The organism is Streptococcus ilei, from assembly GCF_000479335.1.
Lineage (GTDB): Bacteria > Bacillota > Bacilli > Lactobacillales > Streptococcaceae > Streptococcus > Streptococcus ilei.
In genome coordinates this window covers 1,556,586-1,577,265 of record NC_022584.1, presented here as the reverse complement: position 1 = coordinate 1,577,265, position 20,680 = coordinate 1,556,586, and the positions used below count along the sequence as shown (strand labels likewise).

The 20,680-nt window shown below is 38.4% G+C and carries 18 protein-coding genes and 1 pseudogene; 2 read left to right on the top strand and 17 right to left on the bottom strand.

From position 1 onward, the window contains the following. The first annotated feature begins 71 nt into the window (after positions 1–71). Positions 72–788, top strand: coding sequence for a GntR family transcriptional regulator (locus N596_RS07375; RefSeq protein WP_006595289.1), 717 nt, complete (start codon positions 72–74; stop codon positions 786–788). 381 nt (positions 789–1,169) lie between these two features. Here the strand turns inward: N596_RS07375 and purB are convergent, their stop codons facing one another. The 7 genes from purB to purD all read right to left on the bottom strand — a co-directional run bounded on the left by purB (position 1,170) and on the right by purD (position 8,104). Continuing rightward, positions 1,170–2,468: an adenylosuccinate lyase gene (gene purB, locus N596_RS07370; RefSeq protein WP_023027467.1), complete on the bottom strand. Its 1,299-nt coding sequence runs from the start codon at positions 2,466–2,468 to the stop codon at positions 1,170–1,172. A gap of 55 nt (positions 2,469–2,523) precedes the next feature. Then, positions 2,524–2,751, bottom strand: a complete 228-nt coding sequence (locus tag N596_RS07365; protein ID WP_023027466.1) for a hypothetical protein — start codon at positions 2,749–2,751, stop codon at positions 2,524–2,526. Positions 2,752–3,070: 319 nt separating this feature from the next. Continuing rightward, positions 3,071–4,339: a DGQHR domain-containing protein gene (locus tag N596_RS07360; RefSeq protein ID WP_023027465.1), complete on the bottom strand. Its 1,269-nt coding sequence runs from the start codon at positions 4,337–4,339 to the stop codon at positions 3,071–3,073. Further along, positions 4,332–5,081, bottom strand: coding sequence for a hypothetical protein (locus tag N596_RS07355; protein WP_023027464.1), 750 nt, complete (start codon positions 5,079–5,081; stop codon positions 4,332–4,334). Before N596_RS07355 ends, N596_RS07360 begins: the two co-directional genes overlap by 8 nt. 8 nt (positions 5,082–5,089) lie before the next feature. Continuing rightward, positions 5,090–6,181 (bottom strand): 5-(carboxyamino)imidazole ribonucleotide synthase, encoded by a 1,092-nt coding sequence (gene purK, locus N596_RS07350; RefSeq protein WP_023027463.1) that lies wholly within the window; start codon positions 6,179–6,181, stop codon positions 5,090–5,092. After that, positions 6,168–6,656 carry a 5-(carboxyamino)imidazole ribonucleotide mutase gene (gene purE / locus N596_RS07345; protein ID WP_023027462.1) on the bottom strand — a complete coding sequence of 163 codons (489 nt, stop codon included), beginning with the start codon at positions 6,654–6,656 and terminating at the stop codon, positions 6,168–6,170. Before purE ends, purK begins: the two co-directional genes overlap by 14 nt. Positions 6,657–6,838: 182 nt before the next feature. After that, a complete protein-coding gene (purD, locus tag N596_RS07340; RefSeq protein ID WP_023027461.1) occupies positions 6,839–8,104 on the bottom strand; it encodes a phosphoribosylamine--glycine ligase in 1,266 nt (421 codons plus the stop codon). 194 nt (positions 8,105–8,298) lie between these two features. Here purD and N596_RS07335 point away from each other — a divergent pair, with 194 nt between their 5' ends. Further along, positions 8,299–9,303, top strand: a complete 1,005-nt coding sequence (locus N596_RS07335) for a GBS Bsp-like repeat-containing protein (protein ID WP_258025865.1) — start codon at positions 8,299–8,301, stop codon at positions 9,301–9,303. A gap of 178 nt (positions 9,304–9,481) precedes the next feature. Here the strand turns inward: N596_RS07335 and N596_RS07330 are convergent, their stop codons facing one another. The 10 genes and pseudogenes from N596_RS07330 to purF all read right to left on the bottom strand — a co-directional run bounded on the left by N596_RS07330 (position 9,482) and on the right by purF (position 20,678). Beyond that, a complete protein-coding gene (locus N596_RS07330) occupies positions 9,482–10,570 on the bottom strand; it encodes an RES family NAD+ phosphorylase (RefSeq protein ID WP_023027459.1) in 1,089 nt (362 codons plus the stop codon). After that, entirely contained in the window at positions 10,567–11,514 is a 948-nt protein-coding gene (locus N596_RS07325) for a sce7725 family protein (protein ID WP_023027458.1), read from the bottom strand. The genes N596_RS07330 and N596_RS07325 overlap by 4 nt, the downstream gene beginning before the upstream one ends. Positions 11,515–11,526: 12 nt before the next feature. Beyond that, complete coding sequence (locus tag N596_RS07320; protein ID WP_023027457.1) at positions 11,527–12,360, bottom strand: sce7726 family protein; 834 nt, start codon at positions 12,358–12,360, stop codon at positions 11,527–11,529. A 299-nt stretch (positions 12,361–12,659) separates the two neighbouring features. Beyond that, positions 12,660–12,799 (bottom strand): annotated as a pseudogene (locus N596_RS10440) (IMP cyclohydrolase); the annotation flags it as partial. A gap of 21 nt (positions 12,800–12,820) precedes the next feature. Continuing rightward, positions 12,821–13,978 (bottom strand): HNH endonuclease family protein, encoded by a 1,158-nt coding sequence (locus N596_RS07315; protein ID WP_023027456.1) that lies wholly within the window; start codon positions 13,976–13,978, stop codon positions 12,821–12,823. Then, positions 13,971–15,722, bottom strand: coding sequence for an ATP-dependent nuclease (locus N596_RS07310; RefSeq protein WP_023027455.1), 1,752 nt, complete (start codon positions 15,720–15,722; stop codon positions 13,971–13,973). The genes N596_RS07315 and N596_RS07310 overlap by 8 nt, the downstream gene beginning before the upstream one ends. Before the next feature lie 79 nt (positions 15,723–15,801). Then, positions 15,802–17,349, bottom strand: a complete 1,548-nt coding sequence (purH, locus tag N596_RS07305) for a bifunctional phosphoribosylaminoimidazolecarboxamide formyltransferase/IMP cyclohydrolase (protein ID WP_023027454.1) — start codon at positions 17,347–17,349, stop codon at positions 15,802–15,804. Positions 17,350–17,416: 67 nt separating this feature from the next. Continuing rightward, the gene (purN, locus tag N596_RS07300) at positions 17,417–17,971 is read right to left on the bottom strand and encodes a phosphoribosylglycinamide formyltransferase (RefSeq protein WP_023027453.1); all 555 of its coding nucleotides are present in this window, start codon (positions 17,969–17,971) and stop codon (positions 17,417–17,419) included. Further along, complete coding sequence (purM, locus tag N596_RS07295) at positions 17,971–18,993, bottom strand: phosphoribosylformylglycinamidine cyclo-ligase (RefSeq protein ID WP_023027452.1); 1,023 nt, start codon at positions 18,991–18,993, stop codon at positions 17,971–17,973. Before purM ends, purN begins: the two co-directional genes overlap by 1 nt. 245 nt (positions 18,994–19,238) lie before the next feature. Continuing rightward, positions 19,239–20,678: an amidophosphoribosyltransferase gene (purF, locus tag N596_RS07290; protein ID WP_023027451.1), complete on the bottom strand. Its 1,440-nt coding sequence runs from the start codon at positions 20,676–20,678 to the stop codon at positions 19,239–19,241. Positions 20,679–20,680 lie beyond the last annotated feature (2 nt).

Genomic DNA, 20,680 nt, shown 5'->3' with positions numbered 1-20,680 from the left:
ATGTCAACCACTTTTGAAAAAATATGTTAAAATAATATTAACAAGGGATATCGAAAGAAGAGGTGAAGCACATGGCAATCCCAAAATACCAACACATCAAAGATGATTTGAAGCAACAAATTATCTCAGGTAAATTCGAAAATGGAGATAAATTTTACACAGAAGCCGAGCTGATTAAGATTTATAATGTTAGCTCGATTACTGTTGTTCGGGCTTTAAACGATTTGGCTAGCGATGGATACATCGTCCGCCAACAAGGGAAAGGAACGTTTGTTTCTCGCGCTAGAAAACACAAACTGGTTGAGTTTTCAGACGTTGAAACCTTCCCTATCCAAAAAGCGACCGTAAAAGTTCTCTCTATTAAGCGTGGCAACGCGCTGAATATCCTGGATAAACTGGGGCTCGCTCCTACTCAATTCTATTATAAGATTGATCGGACTCGTCATATTGGTGAAGATACCTATATCTACCACCAGACCTATGTCCCAGAGCAATATATTAACCCAAATTATCCGAGCTTAGATTACTATAGTTCGATCTATGACCGCTTCAAAGAAGATTATCATATCCATATGAATGATGAACACTTTGAAGAAATCAATGATATTGTATTTCCAACACCAAGCAAAATCGCTTCTGTGTTGAATATCGATGAAAACTTCCCAACTGTCCGTCAAGTGAAGACGACAAAATTGGAAGCGACCGGTCAAATTCTCGAATATAGCGAAACCTATAAACGCGGCGACTACTATAAAATCAAATTTATCTCTTGTGATCGTGATCATTGATCATTAAAAGTCTGGGGTCTGGCCTCAGACTTTTATGATACAAATTATAGCATGAAAAAATAGTTCCTAAAACATGTAAAACGAATAATCTATAATTAGTGATAGACTTCCTATAAATAGTTTAATCAGTCAAAATTTATTATGATAAATTCAGGGTCTAGAGCACCTGATATAGGCAAAGAAGAGAGGCTGGGACAAAAGTCCTAGCCTCTTTTCTTTGGATTGTTGAGCAAGACGCAGTGGTTGAGTGGGCTCTACTACGCTGATTTTATCAGCTTTTACAGCCTTACTCAACTGTGCGGAGGTGGGACGACGAAATCGAATTCTAACGAATGACCGATTTCTGTCCCACTCTCTTTTTTAATCAAGTCTATAAGGGGCTTAGTCGCCCAAACCGATGCGTTCGAAGATTTCATCCACCCGTTTGGTGTAGTAAGTTGGGTTGAAGATTTCGTCGATTTCTTCTTGAGTGAGGCGAGAAGTTACCTCTGGATCGGCTTCAAGAAGTGGTTTGAAGTCTACTTGATTATCCCATGATTGGGCAGTCTTTGGTTGAACAAGGTCGTAAGCTTGCTCACGGGTCATCCCCTTCTCAATCAAAGTCAACATCGCACGTTGGCTAAAGATCAAACCAAATGTAGAGTTCATGTTGCGAATCATGTTTTCTGGGAAGACGGTCAAGTTCTTAACGATATTTCCAAAACGGTTAAGCATGTAGTCAATCAAGATGGTTGTGTCTGGTGTGATGATCCGCTCAGCTGATGAGTGAGAGATGTCACGTTCATGCCAAAGGGCTACGTTTTCATAAGCTGTTACCATGTGACCACGGATAACACGCGCAAGACCTGTCATATTTTCAGAACCGATAGGGTTGCGTTTGTGAGGCATTGCTGAAGACCCTTTTTGCCCTTTGGCAAAGAACTCTTCCACTTCACGTTGTTCTGATTTTTGAAGACCACGGATTTCCGTTGCCATACGTTCGATTGAAGTCGCGATGCTGGCAAGAACTGCAAAGTACTCAGCATGAAGATCTCGAGGAAGGACCTGTGTAGAGATTTCTTGAGCACGGATACCCAATTTATCGCAGACGTATTTTTCTACAAATGGTGGGATGTTGGCAAAGTTCCCCACCGCACCAGAAATTTTACCAGCTTCCACACCTGCAGCCGCATGCTCGAAACGCTCGATGTTGCGTTTCATTTCGCTATACCAAGTTGCCAATTTAAGACCAAAAGTCGTCGGCTCAGCGTGCACACCGTGGGTACGACCCATCATGATGGTAAACTTGTGTTCTTTCGCCTTGTCAGCGATGATATTAAGGAAGTTTTCAAGGTCACGACGGATGATGTCATTGGCTTGTTTGTAGAGGTAACCATAGGCTGTATCTACCACGTCGGTAGATGTCAAACCATAGTGAACCCACTTGCGCTCTTCGCCAAGCGTCTCAGAAACCGCACGCGTGAAAGCCACCACATCGTGGCGAGTCTCCTGCTCAATCTCTAAAATACGGTCGATGTCAAAGTCCGCCTTCTCGCGAATCAAAGCCACATCTTCCTTAGGGATTTCCCCCAACTCAGCCCACGCCTCGTCAGCCAAGATTTCCACCTCAAGCCAAGCACGGTATTTATTTTCTTCAGTCCAAATGTTCGCCATCTCAGGGCGAGAGTAACGTTCGATCATGTTTTTCTTTTCCTTTCTTTTGATGTTTCACATCAGTTAGCAACCGGCAATCACGTTATTCAAATTCTTCTTTCTCAATCCACACAGATGGATAGTGATCCAGTGTATTCAAATCTGTATCCAGCGGGACATCATAGATAGCTAAATAGTTATCAGGAAATTGTGCAATTAGCTCTTCGTACTTAGCTTTTACCTTTTCGTGATTGCTACTAGCATACAAGACTTCGACGACTGCTCCAGCCTTATCTTTTTCAACAAATGCGTTGACAATGAGTTGAATCATAAGAATTAATCAAGTCCGTAGCCCGTATTCAGTTTTGGTGAATACGTGAGTCCTTGTTCCTTTCTTTTTTTATTTTTTCTATTAAAAATTGGACGTTTGGTCTCAAATTAATGGTATCCTATGTCCGCGTCTTTCTAATTTTAAAATTTTTTTACAGGAGTAGGGATACTTTTAGTCCAAGTTAAAATACTTGGACTATTACTCTTTTCTTATTTTATATAAAAATTAGATATCTGAATTTAATCTGAATAAATACGGCATCTTTTTCTCTATAATATGTTATATCTTGAATTAATTACTCATATTCACAAATCTATATCTAATTTTTATGTAGATCTCTGGCAACTATTTGCAAATAGTTCTTTCTTGCTTTTATCTTTTCAATCTTTTCTTCTTTACTATAAATGTCATAAACTAAATTTTTAGAAATCATTCCATTATCCCATAATATAGCGACTAGGTCTATTTCTAAATCATTCACTCCAGACTCACTACTGGAGTAGACGTTATTGTCTAATTTTAATTTAAAAAAGTTTGCAAACATATCTGATAATATTAAATTATAGAAATTTTTTCTACTTTCTGTTGAATAATATGTTTTTCTTAGATATAGATCCTCTATATCTCTAACTCTATATTTTCTACTATCTTCCCAACTTAAGTACAAAATTCGAAATATTCTATAACTAACAGAAAATCCTATAGTCTTTTCAAACAACTCATATTCATTAAGCTCATAGCTTTCTTTTTCTTCTTTCAACTTCTTCATCCAAGCATTAAAAAAATCAATATTTTCTTGAATAATAAGTTCATCATTCCCCTCAATAAAATTTTTCCTAAAAATATATTTTCTAGAGTCTAACTGCTCTAACTCCCTTCCGAACTCAATATCTATATTATCTCGTTCAGATTTATCAGTAATAAGTTTCATCAAGTTCTTAATCATAGCAGCTTGAGAAACTATTCCATTTTGAGAAAATTCATCCTTATAGCCCAACATTTTAATTTTTCCACTTAACTCAGACTTAATATCAAAATTCTCACCATTAAGGGCTCTCATAATTTTATTACATGTTTTTTCAACAGTCCGTGATCTTGATAAACCATATAAATCATAGATTAAAGAACGTGATACTGGTTTTTGATTTCCATTAATAATTGAGAATAAGAAAGCATCTTTTGATGGATCTGTGTCAAATACAAAAGAGACTAACAATTCAAAGTTACCAATTACTCCTGATTCCTTCAAACCTTCTAGTCTATGTTGACCATCTACAATAGAGCAAAATTTATTCTCATCTTCACTTATCATAGGAATAGTCAGAGTATTTTCCTCCTCATTTATAACAAAATAATCACTCGATGCAGATAAAATAATAGGGGTGGGGAACATTGCATTCTTTGTTTTACAAAATTCAGCTATACTTTTTATCCTATGGGGATCAAGTTTTCGTTGTATACCGCTACTATCATTATAAGATTTTCTTGTTTTTGATGCTGCAATACTTGCAACTTGAGTTGCTTTCATCTTAACTAAAAACATATCTCCCACAGGCTGTTCTAGTTTGATATAATTTAATTCACTCATAAAAATCTCCCATATCCTGAGAAGTTTCAGACTCTTCACTAGAAAACTGATCATTCAGTGGTACTTCACTTCCTTTAGACTCTTTTATCAAAAAGTCACAAAAGTTTTCAAACTCATTCAAATACCTTGACAGCTCCTCGCAGAACTCCGAATTCTTGAAATTATCTTTATCTGGTTTATAGCAACTTCTCAAACAACCTTTCAAATTGCTCAACATGTTCAAGTCAATATCTAAACTGCTTTGAGTCTCATCTGCAGACGAATCCGTTTTCTGAGCTTTTCTTATATTAATTCGTGTTTCAACATAACTATACGATTCTAAAGACTGAAAGCACTCTAAACTTATTTTCCTGATTCTTTTATTAAACTCTTCAGAAAAATTTGATTCACCTAAAATAATTTTATTTAAATCATCTCTTAGGCTTCTTGAATTTCTTTGAAATTTATCCTCATAATCCTTAACAAATAAGGACAGAGCTTGGTTCTTTCTTCGATCAAAAAAATCCCGACTTTCTTCTTCTGATTTTATTTGTTTCCTAACATCATCTATATTAGTCAATACTAGACAACTGATAAATAGAGAAGGAAGTGCCGTTAGACTTAAAGTATCTGGTACAAAGTTACACCATTTTTTAGATATTAAAGATAATATCAGCGCAAATATAGCTGAAAAAGCAAGGCTCAAAACGAACCAATAAATATTTACTCTCTTTATATTATGTTTTTTAAGAAAATCCTTCATATACTCTCCTAAAAATCAATCCCTTTTCCAAATTCCTCAACCTTATCCGGCACATCACTAAACAAAGTCACATGTCCCATTTTGCGGTTGTGCTTTGCTTCTAGTTTACCATATAAGTGGAGGTGAGCGCTTGGATTTTCTGTGACATATGTTTCAGTAGCCTCGACGTGTTGGCCGAGAACGTTAAGCATGACAGCAGGCGCGTGAAGGTGAATGGATGGCAATGGTGCTCCGAGAACACCCAAGATATGGGTGTCGAATTGCGAGAAGTCGCAAGCTTCGATTGAGTAGTGCCCTGAATTGTGTGGACGTGGGGCAATTTCGTTGACAATGATGTCATCAGCAGTCGCAAACATTTCTACACAGAGGGTACCAGAAAGGTTCAGTTGTTCTGCAATTCGCACGGCCATGGCTTTGGCTTTTTCAGCTAGACTTTCTGGAATACGAGCTGGAACGATGGTCTTAGACAAGATGTTGTTGCGGTGGATATTTTCCTGAACGGGGAAAACCGTCACATCCTTACCATTCCCAGACACGATGACCGAAATTTCAAGGTCGAAGTTAACAAACTCTTCCAAGACACAGTCTGCTGAGTCGGCTAGCGCATAGGCTTCTTCCAAATCTGCTTCTGAACGAATAACCTTTTGACCATGGCCGTCGTAGCCACCGGTCGCAGTCTTGAGGACATAGTTTTTCGACAGGTCGATATCTGCCAAATCTTGTCTAGAAGTCACAACCTTGTAAGGAGCAACTGTGACTCGGGCCTTGTTGGAAAGAAAGTCCTTTTCAAAAATCCGGTTTTGGGAGATGCGGAGCAGGTCTGTCCCTTGTGGAAGTTGCCCATCCTTGATGACCGCATCCAAACCGTCAGCATCGACATTTTCAAATTCATAGGTCAGGACATCGCAACGCTCCGCCAACTGACGAAGAGCGTCTACATCATTATAAGGAGCCACGATGATTTCCGCCACACGAGAGGCCGGGCAATCCGCCGCAGGATCCAGCGCGATGACCTTGTGCCCCATGTAGATAGCCGAAATGGCCATCATCTGACCCAGCTGACCGCCACCGATAATTCCGATTGTTTTAGATGAGCTCATTTGTCGACTCCTCTGCGATTTTTCCTTGTTCTTCTGCAAAGTTAGCAAGCGCATCCGCAATAGCCTTGTCTTCTACTGAAAGGAGACGGAGGGCAAAGAGAGCAGCATTGGTAGCTCCTGCTTCCCCAATCGCCATAGTTGCGACTGGTACTCCACCTGGCATCTGAACGATGGAATAAAGTGAATCCACACCGCTAAGGGCACGTGATTTGACAGGCACACCAATGACTGGAAGGGTTGTTTTAGCAGCTACCATCCCCGGCAAGTGAGCAGCCCCCCCAGCACCAGCGATGATGACCTTGATGCCACGGCTCCGCGCCTCTTCGGCATGTTTGAACATAAGATCTGGTGTACGGTGTGCGGAAACAACTTTCTTTTCATAGGCTACACCGAAGTTATCGAGGACTTCTGCTGCTTTTTGCATGGTGGCCCAGTCAGATTTTGAGCCCATGATGATGGAAATTACTGGTTTCATAGTGAATATCCTTTTCTTTTTTGATAATGGTCTTAGGTGGTGGGGACGGAAGCAAACCTTCGGTTTCATTCCTAAACTTTGAGCCTAAGGTCTCAAAGTTTCCCTCGACCAGAACAGAGCCTGTTCTGGTCTTTTCACCACAGCGACCATTATCTTCGTTTAGCTCGCTTTCGCTCGCTCTGTTAATCTTTTATCGCCTTGCTTCCGATATCTGTTCGGTAGAAGAGGCCTTCTGTGTTTTGGTTGTTGAGTTGGCTGTAGATAATGTTTTGCCCGTCTTTGACGGTATCTGCTGTGGTAACGAGCATGTAAACACGTCCTCCGTTTGAGAGAAGGTCTTGGCCATTTTCAGCGAATTTAGCACCTGCATAGTAAGTGATGATCTCGCCCTCTGTCTTGGCTGGAAGCTTGACACCTTTCTCATAAGCGAGTGGGTAACCGTTTGACGCGACAACCACACCAAGTGTCACACCCTTGTCCGTCCAAGTGATAGCTGGCTCTTTGCCTTCCAAAATATCCGTGATATTTTGCGCCAAGTCAGATGTCAAACGAGGCAAGATGATTTGCGTTTCAGGATCTCCGAAGCGAGCGTTGAACTCGATGACTTTGGGGCCATCAGCTGTCAAGATAAGACCAGCGTAAAGGACACCAAGATAAGGACGCCCTTCTTGAATCATGCCTTCAAGGACTGGCTTGACAATCGTGTCAACCGCTGTGTCAACCACGCTCTGTGGCAAGTGAGGAACTGGCGCATAGGCACCCATCCCACCAGTGTTAGGACCCTTGTCACCATCATAAGCACGTTTATGGTCCTGAGCCGTTGGCATAATGTAGAACTTGTCCCCATTGACAAAGGCAAAGAGAGAGAACTCTTCCCCGTCAAGGAATTCCTCGATAACCACACGCGCACCTGAGTCACCGAATTTATTGTCCAGAAGCATCTCATGAGCGGCTTCGACCGCTTGCTCGACTGTCTCCGCAACGACGACACCTTTCCCAAGCGCCAAGCCGTCTGCCTTGACGACGATTGGAGCACCTTTTTCTTCGATGTAGGCCTTGGCTTCCTCGAAATCTGAAAAAGTCCCATAGGCCGCTGTTGGAACATCATATTTGACCATAATTTCCTTAGCAAAATCCTTAGACCACTCCAATTCAGCCGCAGCCTTGGTCGGACCAAAAGCCTTGAGACCAGCTGCATTGAAATCATCCACGATACCAGCCGCAAGGGCATCATCTGGACCGACAAAGGTCCAAGCAATATCATTGACTTTTGCGAAGTCAATCAGCTTAGAATGTTCGGAAATTCCAATATTGATCAAATCTAGACCATCTAATCGCATCCCGTCATTACCAGGAGCCACAAAAACCTGTTCAACGTCTTTAGACTCCAACAATTTCTTGGCAATCGCATGCTCACGACCGCCAGATCCAACAACCAAAAGTTTCATTTCGAACCTCTTTTGCGAATTATTTTATTAAATTATATCATAATCGTTCGTTTTGTTCTAATATTTCAAGAAATGTCCGATGATTTTCATTAGAAAACAAACTTTTTCCATTATTTTTTAAATTTTTGCTCCTTTTTACGAATATTATAATTGAGACCTCTACTATTTTTTAAAAAAGGAGTTTTATGCAGAGAATGAAGAAACTACTCTTGGCAGCTTGCCTTTTCTGGGCAGGGGCTTCACAAGTTGCAAGAGCAGACCAAAACGTCAATTACATCTACAAGGAAAAGGGACAATTAGTTGTCCACCTCGGGACCATTCCAGATCGCTTCCAAAGCGTTAGCGTCCCCATTTGGTCCGAGCAAAACGGCCAGGACGATCTCATTTGGTATCCTGTTCAACGAGGAGAAAATGGCTTTGATTTGCAAGTACCTCTGACCAATCATTTAGATCAAGCAGGACTTTACCATATCCATGTCTACGGCATCCATCCTAACGGAAACCTTGAAGGACTGTTTCCACTACAGACAATCGTTGAGAAAAAAGACCTCGCATCTTCCCAACCCAAGATCACAGTCCGACCTAGCACTACAGAGCTATTTGAGATCCAACTCCAGCTCTTTGAAGATGTGGATCAAGTCCTCTTTCCCATCTGGTCTGAACAAGATGGCCAAGACGACTTGATCTGGTATCCAGCAAAAAGAACAGCACCTGGTCGCTATCAATTGTCCTTCAACGCTGAAAAACATAAAGGAAAAGGAACCTTTCATCTCCATGTCTACCAGAAAAACAAGGGACACTTAAAAGGCCTGCTCGCCACAGCATTTCAGGTCGAGCGGGCTAAAGCTGCTCCACTGGTCACCCAGCCGGATAATTACTATCCCGTTGGCGAATGTACCTGGGCAGCAAAAGAGCTGGCTCCTTGGTCACAAAACTGGTGGGGAAACGGTGGCATGTGGGCTGCTAGTGCTCGCGTTGCAGGCTTCAGGACAGGAAATACCCCTGAGGTCGGCGCTATCGCCTGCTGGGATAATGGAGGTTATGGCCATGTTGCAGTCGTGACAGAGGTTGAACATGAACAAAAGATTCAAGTAAAAGAAGCTAATTACAATGGAAATCGGACCATCAACAATTTCCGTGGTTGGTTTGACCCAACAAATGTTGTCTGGGGAAGGGTCAGCTATATCTACCCAAATTAAAGGTTTCTTGACTAATAAAGGCACTCATCGATGGATGAGTGCCTTATTTAATCTTTCCAAGATAAAACACATAGTATCATTTTTTTAATAATTGATATTACACATTTTCATAGTTTCAAAGAAATTTGTCCAACCTCGTTAAACATAGAATATCTCTAAAATATACAGCTTTTTTATTCTACCAGCTATAAGAAATATGATTTATTCGTTTCATCCTTATATCAGTTACCTCAAAACAATCCGGCGTAAATATAGCCAAATTGAATCCTTCAGGATTCATAACGCTGCGGAATTCAATTCCTTGATAAATTAATTCTCCAGAAATTGGTTTGGTTAGAGATTTCACAAAATCAGCTATATATTGAGTAGGGATATAATCTAGAATATCATCAGAATTTCTCATTACTCGCCCCATCTCAGAATCAATCTTTTTTAGATTTTTTTTATTAATCGCTAATTCAGCAAGATCATCAATAATACCATCTTGAAAAGGGCTAATTTCAATTATTTTTTTAAAATCAATGACTGTTATTGCAGACTTCAACTTAAAAGTGCCAATACATACATGATCATATAAACCTGTTCTTGTTTCATGTATTGTTGTCGTCTCTGAATCACCTAAATAAAGCATTACAACTCCTTTTGGATTAGCCCTTCCATCGGCTGATTTACCTTTAGGAGGTGCCCCTATCCCTTCTGATTCAAATGGTTTCCCGTCTTTTGAAATCCTACACCTATAGAACTGTTCTCCTTCTGAATGAGTCTTTTGAATAGCTTCACAATACTTTCTTAGAATGCATTTATTAATTTGATTTGAATGAAAACGATTGTTATATTTAATGTCGTCAACAAAATCTTCCCAACTCTTACTGAACAATGAATGATCCTTTAAATAAATTGGGTCATACATCTGCTTTACTCCAACAGGGTGCGTTAACAATTCAGGACTTTCTTCGAATAGATTTTTACAAATCTCAGAAAGCATTTGGTGAATCTTGAACTCCTCTTTAGTAGTAAATATATTCCAATTTGTAGCTATTTCTGTTTTTAGAAGCGTTTCTTGCCCAACTGGGAAATTTTCTATTTTATCTACTGGAGAAAAAATAGAAACGAGAGAGCTCAAAAATGGAATTAAATAGTCGTCACACTGTGTATCATAAACACAAACATTATTATTTGAACAAATGTCACAGCTAGCTTGCCTTTCAGCTATATTAACTTCATTTTTTAGAATCTCATCTGCAAAACAATCTTTACAAATTTTCATTCACTGTCTCCACTGTTCCGATCAAGATACTTACTAACCAATTCAATATGATGCATAATGGACAATTTCTTTACTGTGCCAAGACCTGGATAAGAACCCGTATTATACAGTTTTTCAAATTCATATATCGCCAGCGTTCTTTCCACTCGGCCCTCATTGACAAATGTAATTAATTTTTCAAGTGCTTCCTTAAACTTACCAGCTGGGTTTGTTGGATCTTGGTTTGTTTCTGATACAAAATGGTGAATTCTTAGATTTTCATCAGAATCAAAATAAACGATGTGGATAGCAACAGCATAAGGAGCAAAACCTGATTCACTATACTCCTCTCCTACAATGGAATAATCAGAAAAGCCCTTATATTTATCTTCTATAAAATATTTATGATCATCTGAGAAGAATTCATCATCTTTGTCTGAATAATCCGTATTTCTTGCTAATTTAACGAAATTGTCACTAATCTTGACTTTATTTCCCTGAACTTCTCTTTTTAGTCTTCCCATTTCTGAAATAAAATTATACGCCGTCTTTTGATCCCTATAATTTTTATTATATCCTTGTAAATCATCGGGCTTCTTACATACTGTTATTTGTTTGCCAATATCCGCAATAGACTTAAAATTTTCTTCTAAACTATAATCCTTACTCATCAACGAAACATAATAAAAATTCTCACTTTCATCAATCAAACTATCCAATCGAGTAGCAAGATTACTTTTAGAAAAATCGCTATATTCCTCCAAAAAAGATCCTACACCTGGATTCATTACAATAGAACATTTCTGTCTCTTATCTTTAAAACCCTCCAAAGTACTTACTAGTGTAGGAGATAATCTTACCGGTTCAATAATTGGAATTACAGCGCTTCCTAATTTATTATTTTCTAACAATTCTCTAAGAGCAATTAACTCATATTGTCTTCCTCTCAAATACGGAAAATACATATAAATACTCCTTTATTCATTTAAAAACTGCTTTAATGCCTTAAAATCCTTAGGTTTAAAATTCATGAAATACACTAAAAATTTAAGTTCATAAGGAACATCCGCAAATAAATCTTTATCTATTGAATTCCTCTTCTTCAATTCCATAAGAAAATCCGAATAAAACTGTTCCAATGGAATCTTTTTGGTTAATAATTTACAAACGTCATAATATTCAAATTGAGACACATCTGGTAACGAATTAAAATGTTTCTCAATAATATTTTCATATTCCCCCTTACGAAGTATTTTAAAAATTATTTCCCTATCTAAATCAGTATTGTACTTCTCTGGTTTAATTATTGTTTTAATTTTGCTGTTTCTTTGGAGCACATAAAGACCTACAGGTTTTCTTAACAACTTAATCTTCTCCAAAGCTAAATTTACATTTTTTTCATGAGTAACAATTGCAACGTGATTAAATGCTCTATAGTATTCTGTGATTTGATTTTCTAACCTGTCAAAATTATCAAATTCAGTTTTGATTTCATATACCACAGCTTTTCCATTTATTAAAATAAAATCGGGTTTTGCATTTCCAACAGGTATTTCAGTCAAAGCAGTAGTAGTATTTATACTATGTACCCCTAATAATAATTTATTTAATAACGTATTCTTATAAAAATATTCATTTCTATACGATTGAGAGAGTTTCATATAAGTGTTTTGAATTATAGACAAATTATTACCTAATTTATGATACTGCGATACACACTCAAAAATTGGGTCTTTTTTATTTTGAACGAGGTTTTTTATAGTGTTTCTGGAAAAAAATCTATTAATTAAATAATTTTTTTTAATTTCCACGTCAATCTCCCCCTTAATCGTATTCTACTAATATTTATTATATCAGAAACATCTACCTCTAACACATTCAATTATACTTTATTTACCACGTAAATTCTGAAATTATGATTTTTTAACTTATAGGTATAACTTTTTACATACAGTTTATTAATTCTTCAATTCCTCTCTAAAAAGCGAGCATATACCTTTGGATATGCTCGCTTCAAATTAATTAAAATATAATTTACAAATTTATGATGAGCACTGCTTCACGAATTATAATTTTATATTAACAAAATCTCTTAGCAACTATCAAAGGATTAATTTATAAAATGTCTTACGCCTGTGAAGACCATGACCAAGCCATATTTCTCTCCGCTTCGATAGATTCTTAGTCGCGGACGGATCCACCAGACTGGATGATAGCTTTGATCCCTGCTTTAGCAATTTTTTCCACGTTACTACAAATGAACAGAATTTATTACCTACTCCAAAGATCTTCTATGTAATCCCGGAAAATACTACTTATATCTGCTTTAAATTTTCCTTTTTCTATATTCATAAATTTCCGGCTTTGATATATTTCGCTATTTAAGAATGGGGAAAGCTCATTTAAGACTTCTTCTTTATCTCTATATTCTAAAATAGCTCCATTTTCTATTGTTTTTAACCACAAACCCCTCTTGCTTTCTGCTATTTTTATGAATTTACATATCTCTGTACGATTATTCAAATTATTGTAGCGATTGCTAATTTCTAAAATTGATAATGCTTCTTTTACATATTTATTTTCAGTGTATAACTCTATTGCTAAATTTATGCCATCTTCTGTAATTTCTTTAGAATGCGATAAGTAATTATCAATCGTCTTCTCAAATAAGCTATTTACAGAAAATTTAAATTTAAAATATTCATCAAGCCCATAATAACGAGGATTATAATGAAAGTATTTTGACCCTTTAAACTGTTGATTACAATCTTTACAAGATGGAACTAAATTGAATTTTGACACACAAAATAAAGGAAAGAATGATTGAGGGTAAAAATGTTCGATATCTGCTGTTGTAAATGTCGAATGATTAACAATAGAATTCAAATTACAATAAGGACAAACCTCACAACTGTATAACCCCCATAATCTTACTCTATAAAATTTTCTATACCGCTTATAATTTAAAAAATTTTCGAGTTTTTCATTTAATTCTATAAATTTACTAAAAATTTTATTATTTTCCTTTTTAAATTTAGAAAAATTAGCAGTCTTGTAGTAGAGATGATTACAATCAATTAGTTCTTCCATTTTGGGATAGTGAGTTATACATTGCAGAATATTAGAAACCCACTCTAGCCTATATTTCTTATTATCCGATGATTTCATCTTTTTTAAGTCTAAATAAAATCTACCAACTAAAAAGTATTCAAGAAACAAACCATCCGACTTATCTTTTATATTAAACCATTCATCAGTTATCAATAATTTAAAATTAGCCATATTACCACATAATTTCAAAATTTCTGGAATTATTCTATGCGTATTTCCATCCTTAGCTAATCTTTCTAATAAACTCTTGTAGTAATTTTCAAAACATACATCAATTTCTTTTAATTGTGGTTGCTGAGGTAATTCTAGTTTAATCACTATCTTCTACACTTCTTTCAATTAATGTCTTCAAAACTGGATCATCAATATATAGATAAGCCTCTTTGTCACGTTTTAATATTTTTTTTCTAGCAAATTCTCCGATTGAGTAATCCAAAAAGAAAGTATCTGACAGTATATCAATAATATTTGCAGCAAAAGATTTTTCTGCTCTTTTGATTTCTACCATCTTCTCTTTCACTTCCAGAGAAAAAACGTTTTCTTTGGGAACATCTGAAATCATATATGGCGAATGCGTCGCTATAATAAATTGGATATTCACATCTGAATAGTTATTAACAAGAGTGATACAATCATCAATAAACCTTCTACACCACTCTGGATGAAGGTTCAAATCAGGTTCATCTAATACTAGCACACAATCATTCCCATCTTTACTTGCTCTCCGTATTTCCATGAATATTGAAGAAAACGTGTTAAAATAAACAATCTCTCCGTCGCTTAAATTTTCAAATCGAACAGAGAATAACTCCGAAAATTCTACCATAAGCAATTTAATGAAGTTAAAATTTATATCTTTGTTCCTCAAAGAAGAACTAGATACTTCAATTTTATAAGAGTTACCTTCGAAATACCCGTATTCCTCCAAATTCTTTAAGTTAGAAACAATATCCTTTAAATCATCTCGCTTAATGAACGGAGTATCTCTATTACTTTTTCCCTCAAAATATTTTTTCCTCTCACTCCAGTCTCTTAAATCATTTACTATATTTTCTAAAAATGCTATTTTATCTTTTAAAAATTGTTTGGAGAAATAGTTTTCCTGCAAGTAAAATAAATCTACTTCTCTCAATCTATTAAAATATTCTCCTGTCGACTCTTTTATAATAGAAAAAATTTTATCTCTTTGCTCTCCATCTTTTTCTAAGAATTTTATAAGATTCAATAAATACTTTTCTAAAACCTGGACAACAAAATAATACCCTTTATGTTTTCTAAAATAATAATTTTGAACCATTCGACTATTGAAGCTAATCGAATTTTCTCCTACTTTCAATCTTAAACTTCTTTTCAACCGTTCCGGTAATTCAGCATCAATGTTCATAATTCGATTATTACCATATAGCTCATCTAGTATTGCAGGACTATTGGATGAGTAAGATTGTTTCTGATTAACTTTTAAAAAAATTTTTTGCTTTGTAACATTGTTATTTTTTGCCTCTACTATAAATCTAAACACATTTTCAGCAGATTCCACGTGCTTTTCATTCCTGATTATAGTACTTTTATCCGAGTTAGCATCTTTATAAGAATCTCTGTTAAACCAATTTACAATTGGACTAGATCTTACTAAGGATATTTGCAATTTGACATCTACTTTACTATCATAAGACACAAACTTGTTATTCCCTATGGTCATAAATAATCCTGTATTCGACCTCATATTACTTATTTTATTAATTAAACTTGGACTACCCTCTATAAAAAAAATATTATCTCTAAGATGAAAAATATTAAAGTAACTATTTCTTCCTCTTCGTAAATTGATATTTTTATTTGAAAAAGAAATCAAGTCTAATAAACTACTTTTACCTATGCCATTTTTTCCAACAATTAATGACAAGTTAGATATTTTTTCACCAAAGAATCTTCTGTTCTTATCTTCTGTATAAAACAAATTCCTATCTTTCAGTTTAAATTTATGCTTATCTGAAAAAACGATCTCACTGTTTTTAATACCAGTATCCATTTTTTCTATATAGGTATAAACCAACTCAGCCATAATGATTCCTTTAATCTCTCTTATTATTTTATGTATATTATAGCAAAATTCCATCATTACTGATGGAATTAATTATATATTAATGTCTAAAATGTCTCACGCCTGTAAAGATCATGGTTAAACCATATTTATCAGCTGCTTCGATAGACTCTTGGTCACGGACGGAACCACCCGGTTGGATGATGGCCTTGATACCAGCTTTGGCGATTTCTTCCACGTTATCTGCAAATGGGAAGAAGGCATCAGAAGCAAGAACAGCACCGTCAAGACGGTCTTTGGCTTGGTCAATGGCGATGCGGACGGAAGCCACACGGTTAGTTTGACCGGGACCAACACCAAGTGTCATGTGGTCGTTGGTGATGATGATACCGTTTGATTTGACGTACTTGATGGCTTTCCATGCAAACTCAAGAGCAGTCGCTTCTGTCTCCGTTGGTTGGCGTTTGGTCACCACTTGCCAGTCAGCTGGACTTTCTTTCACCACGTCTTGGTTTTGCACCAGAAGTCCACCGACAACACCTGTGTACTCTGCTTCCACTTCACTAGCATCTTGAGCGTCAAATGGCAAGGCAAGAATCCGCAGGTTTTTCTTTTTATTGGTCAAGATTTCAAGTGCTTCGTCTGTGTAGCTTGGTGCGATGATGATTTCAAGGAAAACACCATGCATCTTCTCAGCTGTTGCAGCATCTACCTCACGGTTGAGAACGACAATCCCACCAAAGATAGAAACTGGGTCAGACTCATAAGCGTAGTTCCAAGCTGTCTCGATATCATCAGCCTGACCGATACCGCACGGGTTCATGTGTTTCAGAGCCACAACGGTTGGACGGTCTTTGAAATCACGGATGATACGAATTGCCGCGTCAGCGTCACGGATATTGTTGAAGGACAATTCTTTCCCGTTGAGCTGTTTAGCCGATGCAATCGAGTAATCCGTCGGCAAAGCTTTTTGGTAGAAATCAGCGTCTTGTTGAGGGTTTTCGCCGTAACGCATTGGTTGTTTAAGGTCATAGGTCAGAGTGAGTTTTTCAGGTTTTTCTTCACCCACTTGAGCTGTGAAGTATTCCGCAATCAAGGCATCATAGGCTGCTGTGTGACGGAAAACTTTTGCTGCCAAACGTTGGCGAGTTTCATAAGTGGTTTCGCCCTTGGCTGCCAATTCGTCAAGCACAACAGCATAGTCAGCAGGGTCTACCACAACTGTAACGCTAGCGTGGTTCTTCGCTGCGGAACGAAGCATTGATGGTCCACCGATATCTATGTTTTCAACCGCGTCCGCATAGGTCACATCTGGTTTGAGGATGGTTTCCTTGAATGGATAAAGGTTGACCACAACAAGATCAATGAGCTCAATCTGATTGTCCTTAGCAGCCTCTAGGTGACTTTCGAGGTCACGACGAGCGAGAAGCCCCCCATGGATATTTGGGTGGAGAGTCTTGACACGACCATCCATCATTTCTGGGAAACCAGTCACATCGTCAATGGCAATGGTGTCTACCCCAGCATTATCAAGGGCAACCTTGGTCCCACCTGTTGAGATAATGTCCCAACCGAGTTTTTTGAGTTCTTGGGCAAATTCAACAATGCCCGCTTTATCTGAGACACTAATTAGTGCGCGTTTAGTCATTTTATTTTCCTTTTTAAAGTTCTTTCTCTGCTACAGTCGAAAATTTTCGTTCCGCTCTAACACTTCCTCATTTTCTCGCTACTCCTAAACTATCCAAGACTTCTGGATAGAGCTTGTACTCTGTTTCGTGGATACGGGTTTCGAAAGTGTCAAGGGTATCATCTGATAGCCGTGGCACACGAACCTGTTTGATGACCTGACCTGTATCAACACCCGAATCCACCCAGTGAATCGTCACGCCAGACTGCTCAACACCTGCATTCCAGGCATCCTCAATGCCATGAGCACCTGGAAATTCTGGCAAGTAAGCTGGATGAATGTTAATAATACGACCCTCGTAAGCAGCGAGCAAAGTCGGACCAACGATTTTCATGTAGCCTGCTAGACAAACCAAGTCAATCTGGTGTTCTTCCAAGAGTTCGACAAGTGCTCCTTCGTAGTCTGCCTTGCTCTCAAACTCCTTGACTTCGAAGGCATAGGTTAAAATCCCAAGCTTTTCTGCTCGCTCAAGTACGTAGGCATCCCGGTGATCTGAAAAGACAAATTCTACTGGAAATTGTTCCGCAATTACCTGGAAGTTTGAGCCATTGCCAGAGGCAAAAACAGCAATCCTTTTAGCCATTATTTAATCACCACACTTGCGCCATCTTTCTTCACAATTCGACCGATTTCATAAACAGGTTCGTCAAGAAGTTCTTTGACACGTTCCACATGTTCTGGTTTCACCGCAAGCATGAGACCAATACCCATATTGAAGATTTCAAACATTTCTTCATGTTTGATTTCACCATATTTTTCAAGGGCTTTGAAAATTGGAAGGATTGGGACCTTGCTTTCGTCAATTTCAGCAGCCAAGTCATCTGAGAACATCCGTGGCACATTTTCGATAAATCCACCACCTGTGATGTGGGCAATACCATTGACCAATTCTTCTTTGATGAGTGGCAAAACAGCTTTGACATAGATACGAGTTGGCTCCAAAAGAACCTCTTTGAGTTTTTTACCTTCCAGTTCTGGGAGGACTTCTTCGCCTGTGTAATCTGCAAAAACACGACGCACGAGTGAGTAACCATTCGAGTGGATACCGCTTGAGGCAAGCCCAAGAATCACGTCTCCCTCTGCTACTTTTGATCCGTCGATGATTTGGCTTTTTTCAGCGACACCTACTGCGAAACCAGCCAAGTCATAGTCATCTTCGCCGTACATACCAGGCATTTCAGCAGTTTCACCACCGATAAGAGCTGCACCAGCTTGCACACACCCTTCGGCCACACCAGCGACCACTTGTTCCAATTTAGCTGGTTCATTCTTACCAGTTGCTACATAGTCGAGGAAGTAGAGGGGCTCCGCACCTGCAGCGATGATGTCGTTGACACACATGGCTACACAGTCTTGACCGATTGTATCGTGCTTGTCGTACTTGATAGCCAGCATAAGTTTCGTTCCGACACCGTCCGTTCCTGAAATTAGAACAGGCTCTTTGACACCTGTTTTCGAAAGGTCAAACATGCCACCAAAACCACCTAGAGCTCCCATGACACCCGCACGCTCTGTACGTGCCACGTGTTTTTTAATCCGTTCTACAACCTCATAACCCGCTTCAACATCCACACCCGATTGAGCGTATGCATTCTTATTTGTCATTTTTTAATCCTTTTCTTTTTTTGAGAAAGAGTGCGACGTATTTTTAGATAAACAATTATTTTATCTAAAAATACTAGTCAGGTCTCTAGCTTTGGTCCCATAGGACAAAGCGTCTACTGACAAATGCTTTAGTTTTTAGTCAGTAGTGAGACGTGGCGCGTAAGCATTTTTATTTGTCATTTGTTTATTCCTTTTTCTCTTCCTAGATCCTACTGATGATCGATCAGATTCACTTGCAAACATTCCTAATAAAAGGATGTCTGCTCATTCAAACTTTCCAAATAGCGTTCTTCGTAGTCATACAAAGGCGTTGGGTATTTCCCATCAAAGTAGGCTACACAAAGACCACCGTTTGGTGCATCGGTATCAATACCAATAGAATCAATCAAGCCATCAATGGACAAGTAGGTCAAACTATCCGCACCGATAATCTCACAAGTTTCCTCTACTGTATGATTGGCTGCAATCAGTTCTTCACGGCTCTGAATATCAATTCCGTAGAAACATGGATAAGCTAGAGCTGGGCTAGCAATTGCCACATGGACTTCTGTAGCCCCTGCTTCTTTCAACAATTTCACAATCCGACGAGAGGTGGTTCCACGCACGATAGAGTCATCAATCATGACAACTCGTTTGCCTTTCACGACACCAGATACGGCAGAAAGCTTCATCCGCACCCCTTGTTCCCGCAATTCCTGAGTCGGTTGGATAAAGGTCCGTTGGACATACTGATTCTTGATCAAGCCCATTTCATTTGGTAATCCAGATTCTTCCGCAAAGCCCATAGCAGCACTGAGAGAGGAGTTGGGAACCCCCACTACAATATCTGCTTGGTTCTTAAATTCTCGTGCCAACTGAGCTCCCATCCGCTTGCGAGCCGTATGGACGTTGACCCCTTGGATATTGGAATCAGGACGGGCAAAATAGATATACTCCATGGAACAAATCGCCAGTTGAGTATCATCCGTATAGCAATCATAGGTAATGCCATTTTCATCAAAGATAACGAGCTCACCAGGGTGCACATCTCGAATCCATTCTGCTCCAATAACCTCAAAAGCACAGGTTTCAGAAGAAACAACCAAGGCTCCATTAGACATTTTTCCGATGGATAGAGGACGGAAACCATTTGGGTCCAGAGCTGCGATTAGCTTATCTTCAAACAGCATCAGATAAGCAAAGCCACCTTTGACCGTATTGAGTGCTTCCTTGATTTTCCCCATAAAGGAAGGGTTGTGACTCCGACGAATCAAGTGAGCTAAAATTTCTGAGTCAGAGGTCGAGCTAAAGATGGCTCCATTTTTTTCTAATTCAGATTTGAGCGATTGGGCATTGGTCAAATTCCCATTATGGGCCAGACCAAACTGGGTATCTTGAAAGCGGAAGAGGAAGGGTTGGATGTTATCCACAGAAGCTTCCCCTGCTGTCGCATAGCGAACATGCCCAATAGCAGAACTTCCTGTCAATTTTTCCAAATTTAAAGGATTTCGAAAGACTTCTGAAAGCAGACCGGTATCCCGATGGCGTCTCAAGGTTCCTTGATCATTGGCCAGGATTCCTGCCCCCTCTTGTCCCCGGTGTTGGAGACTGTGAAGGCCAAAATAGGTGAGTTTCGCAGCGTCTGGATGTCCCCAAATCCCAAATACTCCACACTCTTCATTAAGAGATTTTACTTCGTATGTCATGT

Bases quoted from the DNA above. Each gene is read 5' to 3' on its own strand.
- purF (WP_023027451.1), bottom strand. From the start codon at position 20,678: ATGACATACGAAGTAAAATCTCTTAATGAAGAGTGTGGAGTATTTGGG.
- N596_RS07330 (WP_023027459.1), bottom strand. From the start codon at position 10,570: ATGAAAATTTGTAAAGATTGTTTTGCAGATGAGATTCTAAAAAATGAA.
- N596_RS07335 (WP_258025865.1), top strand. From the start codon at position 8,299: ATGAAGAAACTACTCTTGGCAGCTTGCCTTTTCTGGGCAGGGGCTTCA.
- N596_RS07375 (WP_006595289.1), top strand. From the start codon at position 72: ATGGCAATCCCAAAATACCAACACATCAAAGATGATTTGAAGCAACAA.
- N596_RS07360 (WP_023027465.1), bottom strand. From the start codon at position 4,339: ATGAGTGAATTAAATTATATCAAACTAGAACAGCCTGTGGGAGATATG.
- purD (WP_023027461.1), bottom strand. From the start codon at position 8,104: ATGAAACTTTTGGTTGTTGGATCTGGCGGTCGTGAGCATGCGATTGCC.
- N596_RS07310 (WP_023027455.1), bottom strand. From the start codon at position 15,722: ATGGCTGAGTTGGTTTATACCTATATAGAAAAAATGGATACTGGTATT.
- purK (WP_023027463.1), bottom strand. From the start codon at position 6,181: ATGAGCTCATCTAAAACAATCGGAATTATCGGTGGCGGTCAGCTGGGT.
- purH (WP_023027454.1), bottom strand. From the start codon at position 17,349: ATGACTAAACGCGCACTAATTAGTGTCTCAGATAAAGCGGGCATTGTT.
- N596_RS07355 (WP_023027464.1), bottom strand. From the start codon at position 5,081: ATGAAGGATTTTCTTAAAAAACATAATATAAAGAGAGTAAATATTTAT.
- purN (WP_023027453.1), bottom strand. From the start codon at position 17,971: ATGGCTAAAAGGATTGCTGTTTTTGCCTCTGGCAATGGCTCAAACTTC.
- purE (WP_023027462.1), bottom strand. From the start codon at position 6,656: ATGAAACCAGTAATTTCCATCATCATGGGCTCAAAATCTGACTGGGCC.
- purB (WP_023027467.1), bottom strand. From the start codon at position 2,468: ATGATCGAACGTTACTCTCGCCCTGAGATGGCGAACATTTGGACTGAA.
- N596_RS07325 (WP_023027458.1), bottom strand. From the start codon at position 11,514: ATGTATTTTCCGTATTTGAGAGGAAGACAATATGAGTTAATTGCTCTT.
- N596_RS07365 (WP_023027466.1), bottom strand. From the start codon at position 2,751: ATGATTCAACTCATTGTCAACGCATTTGTTGAAAAAGATAAGGCTGGA.
- purM (WP_023027452.1), bottom strand. From the start codon at position 18,993: ATGACAAATAAGAATGCATACGCTCAATCGGGTGTGGATGTTGAAGCG.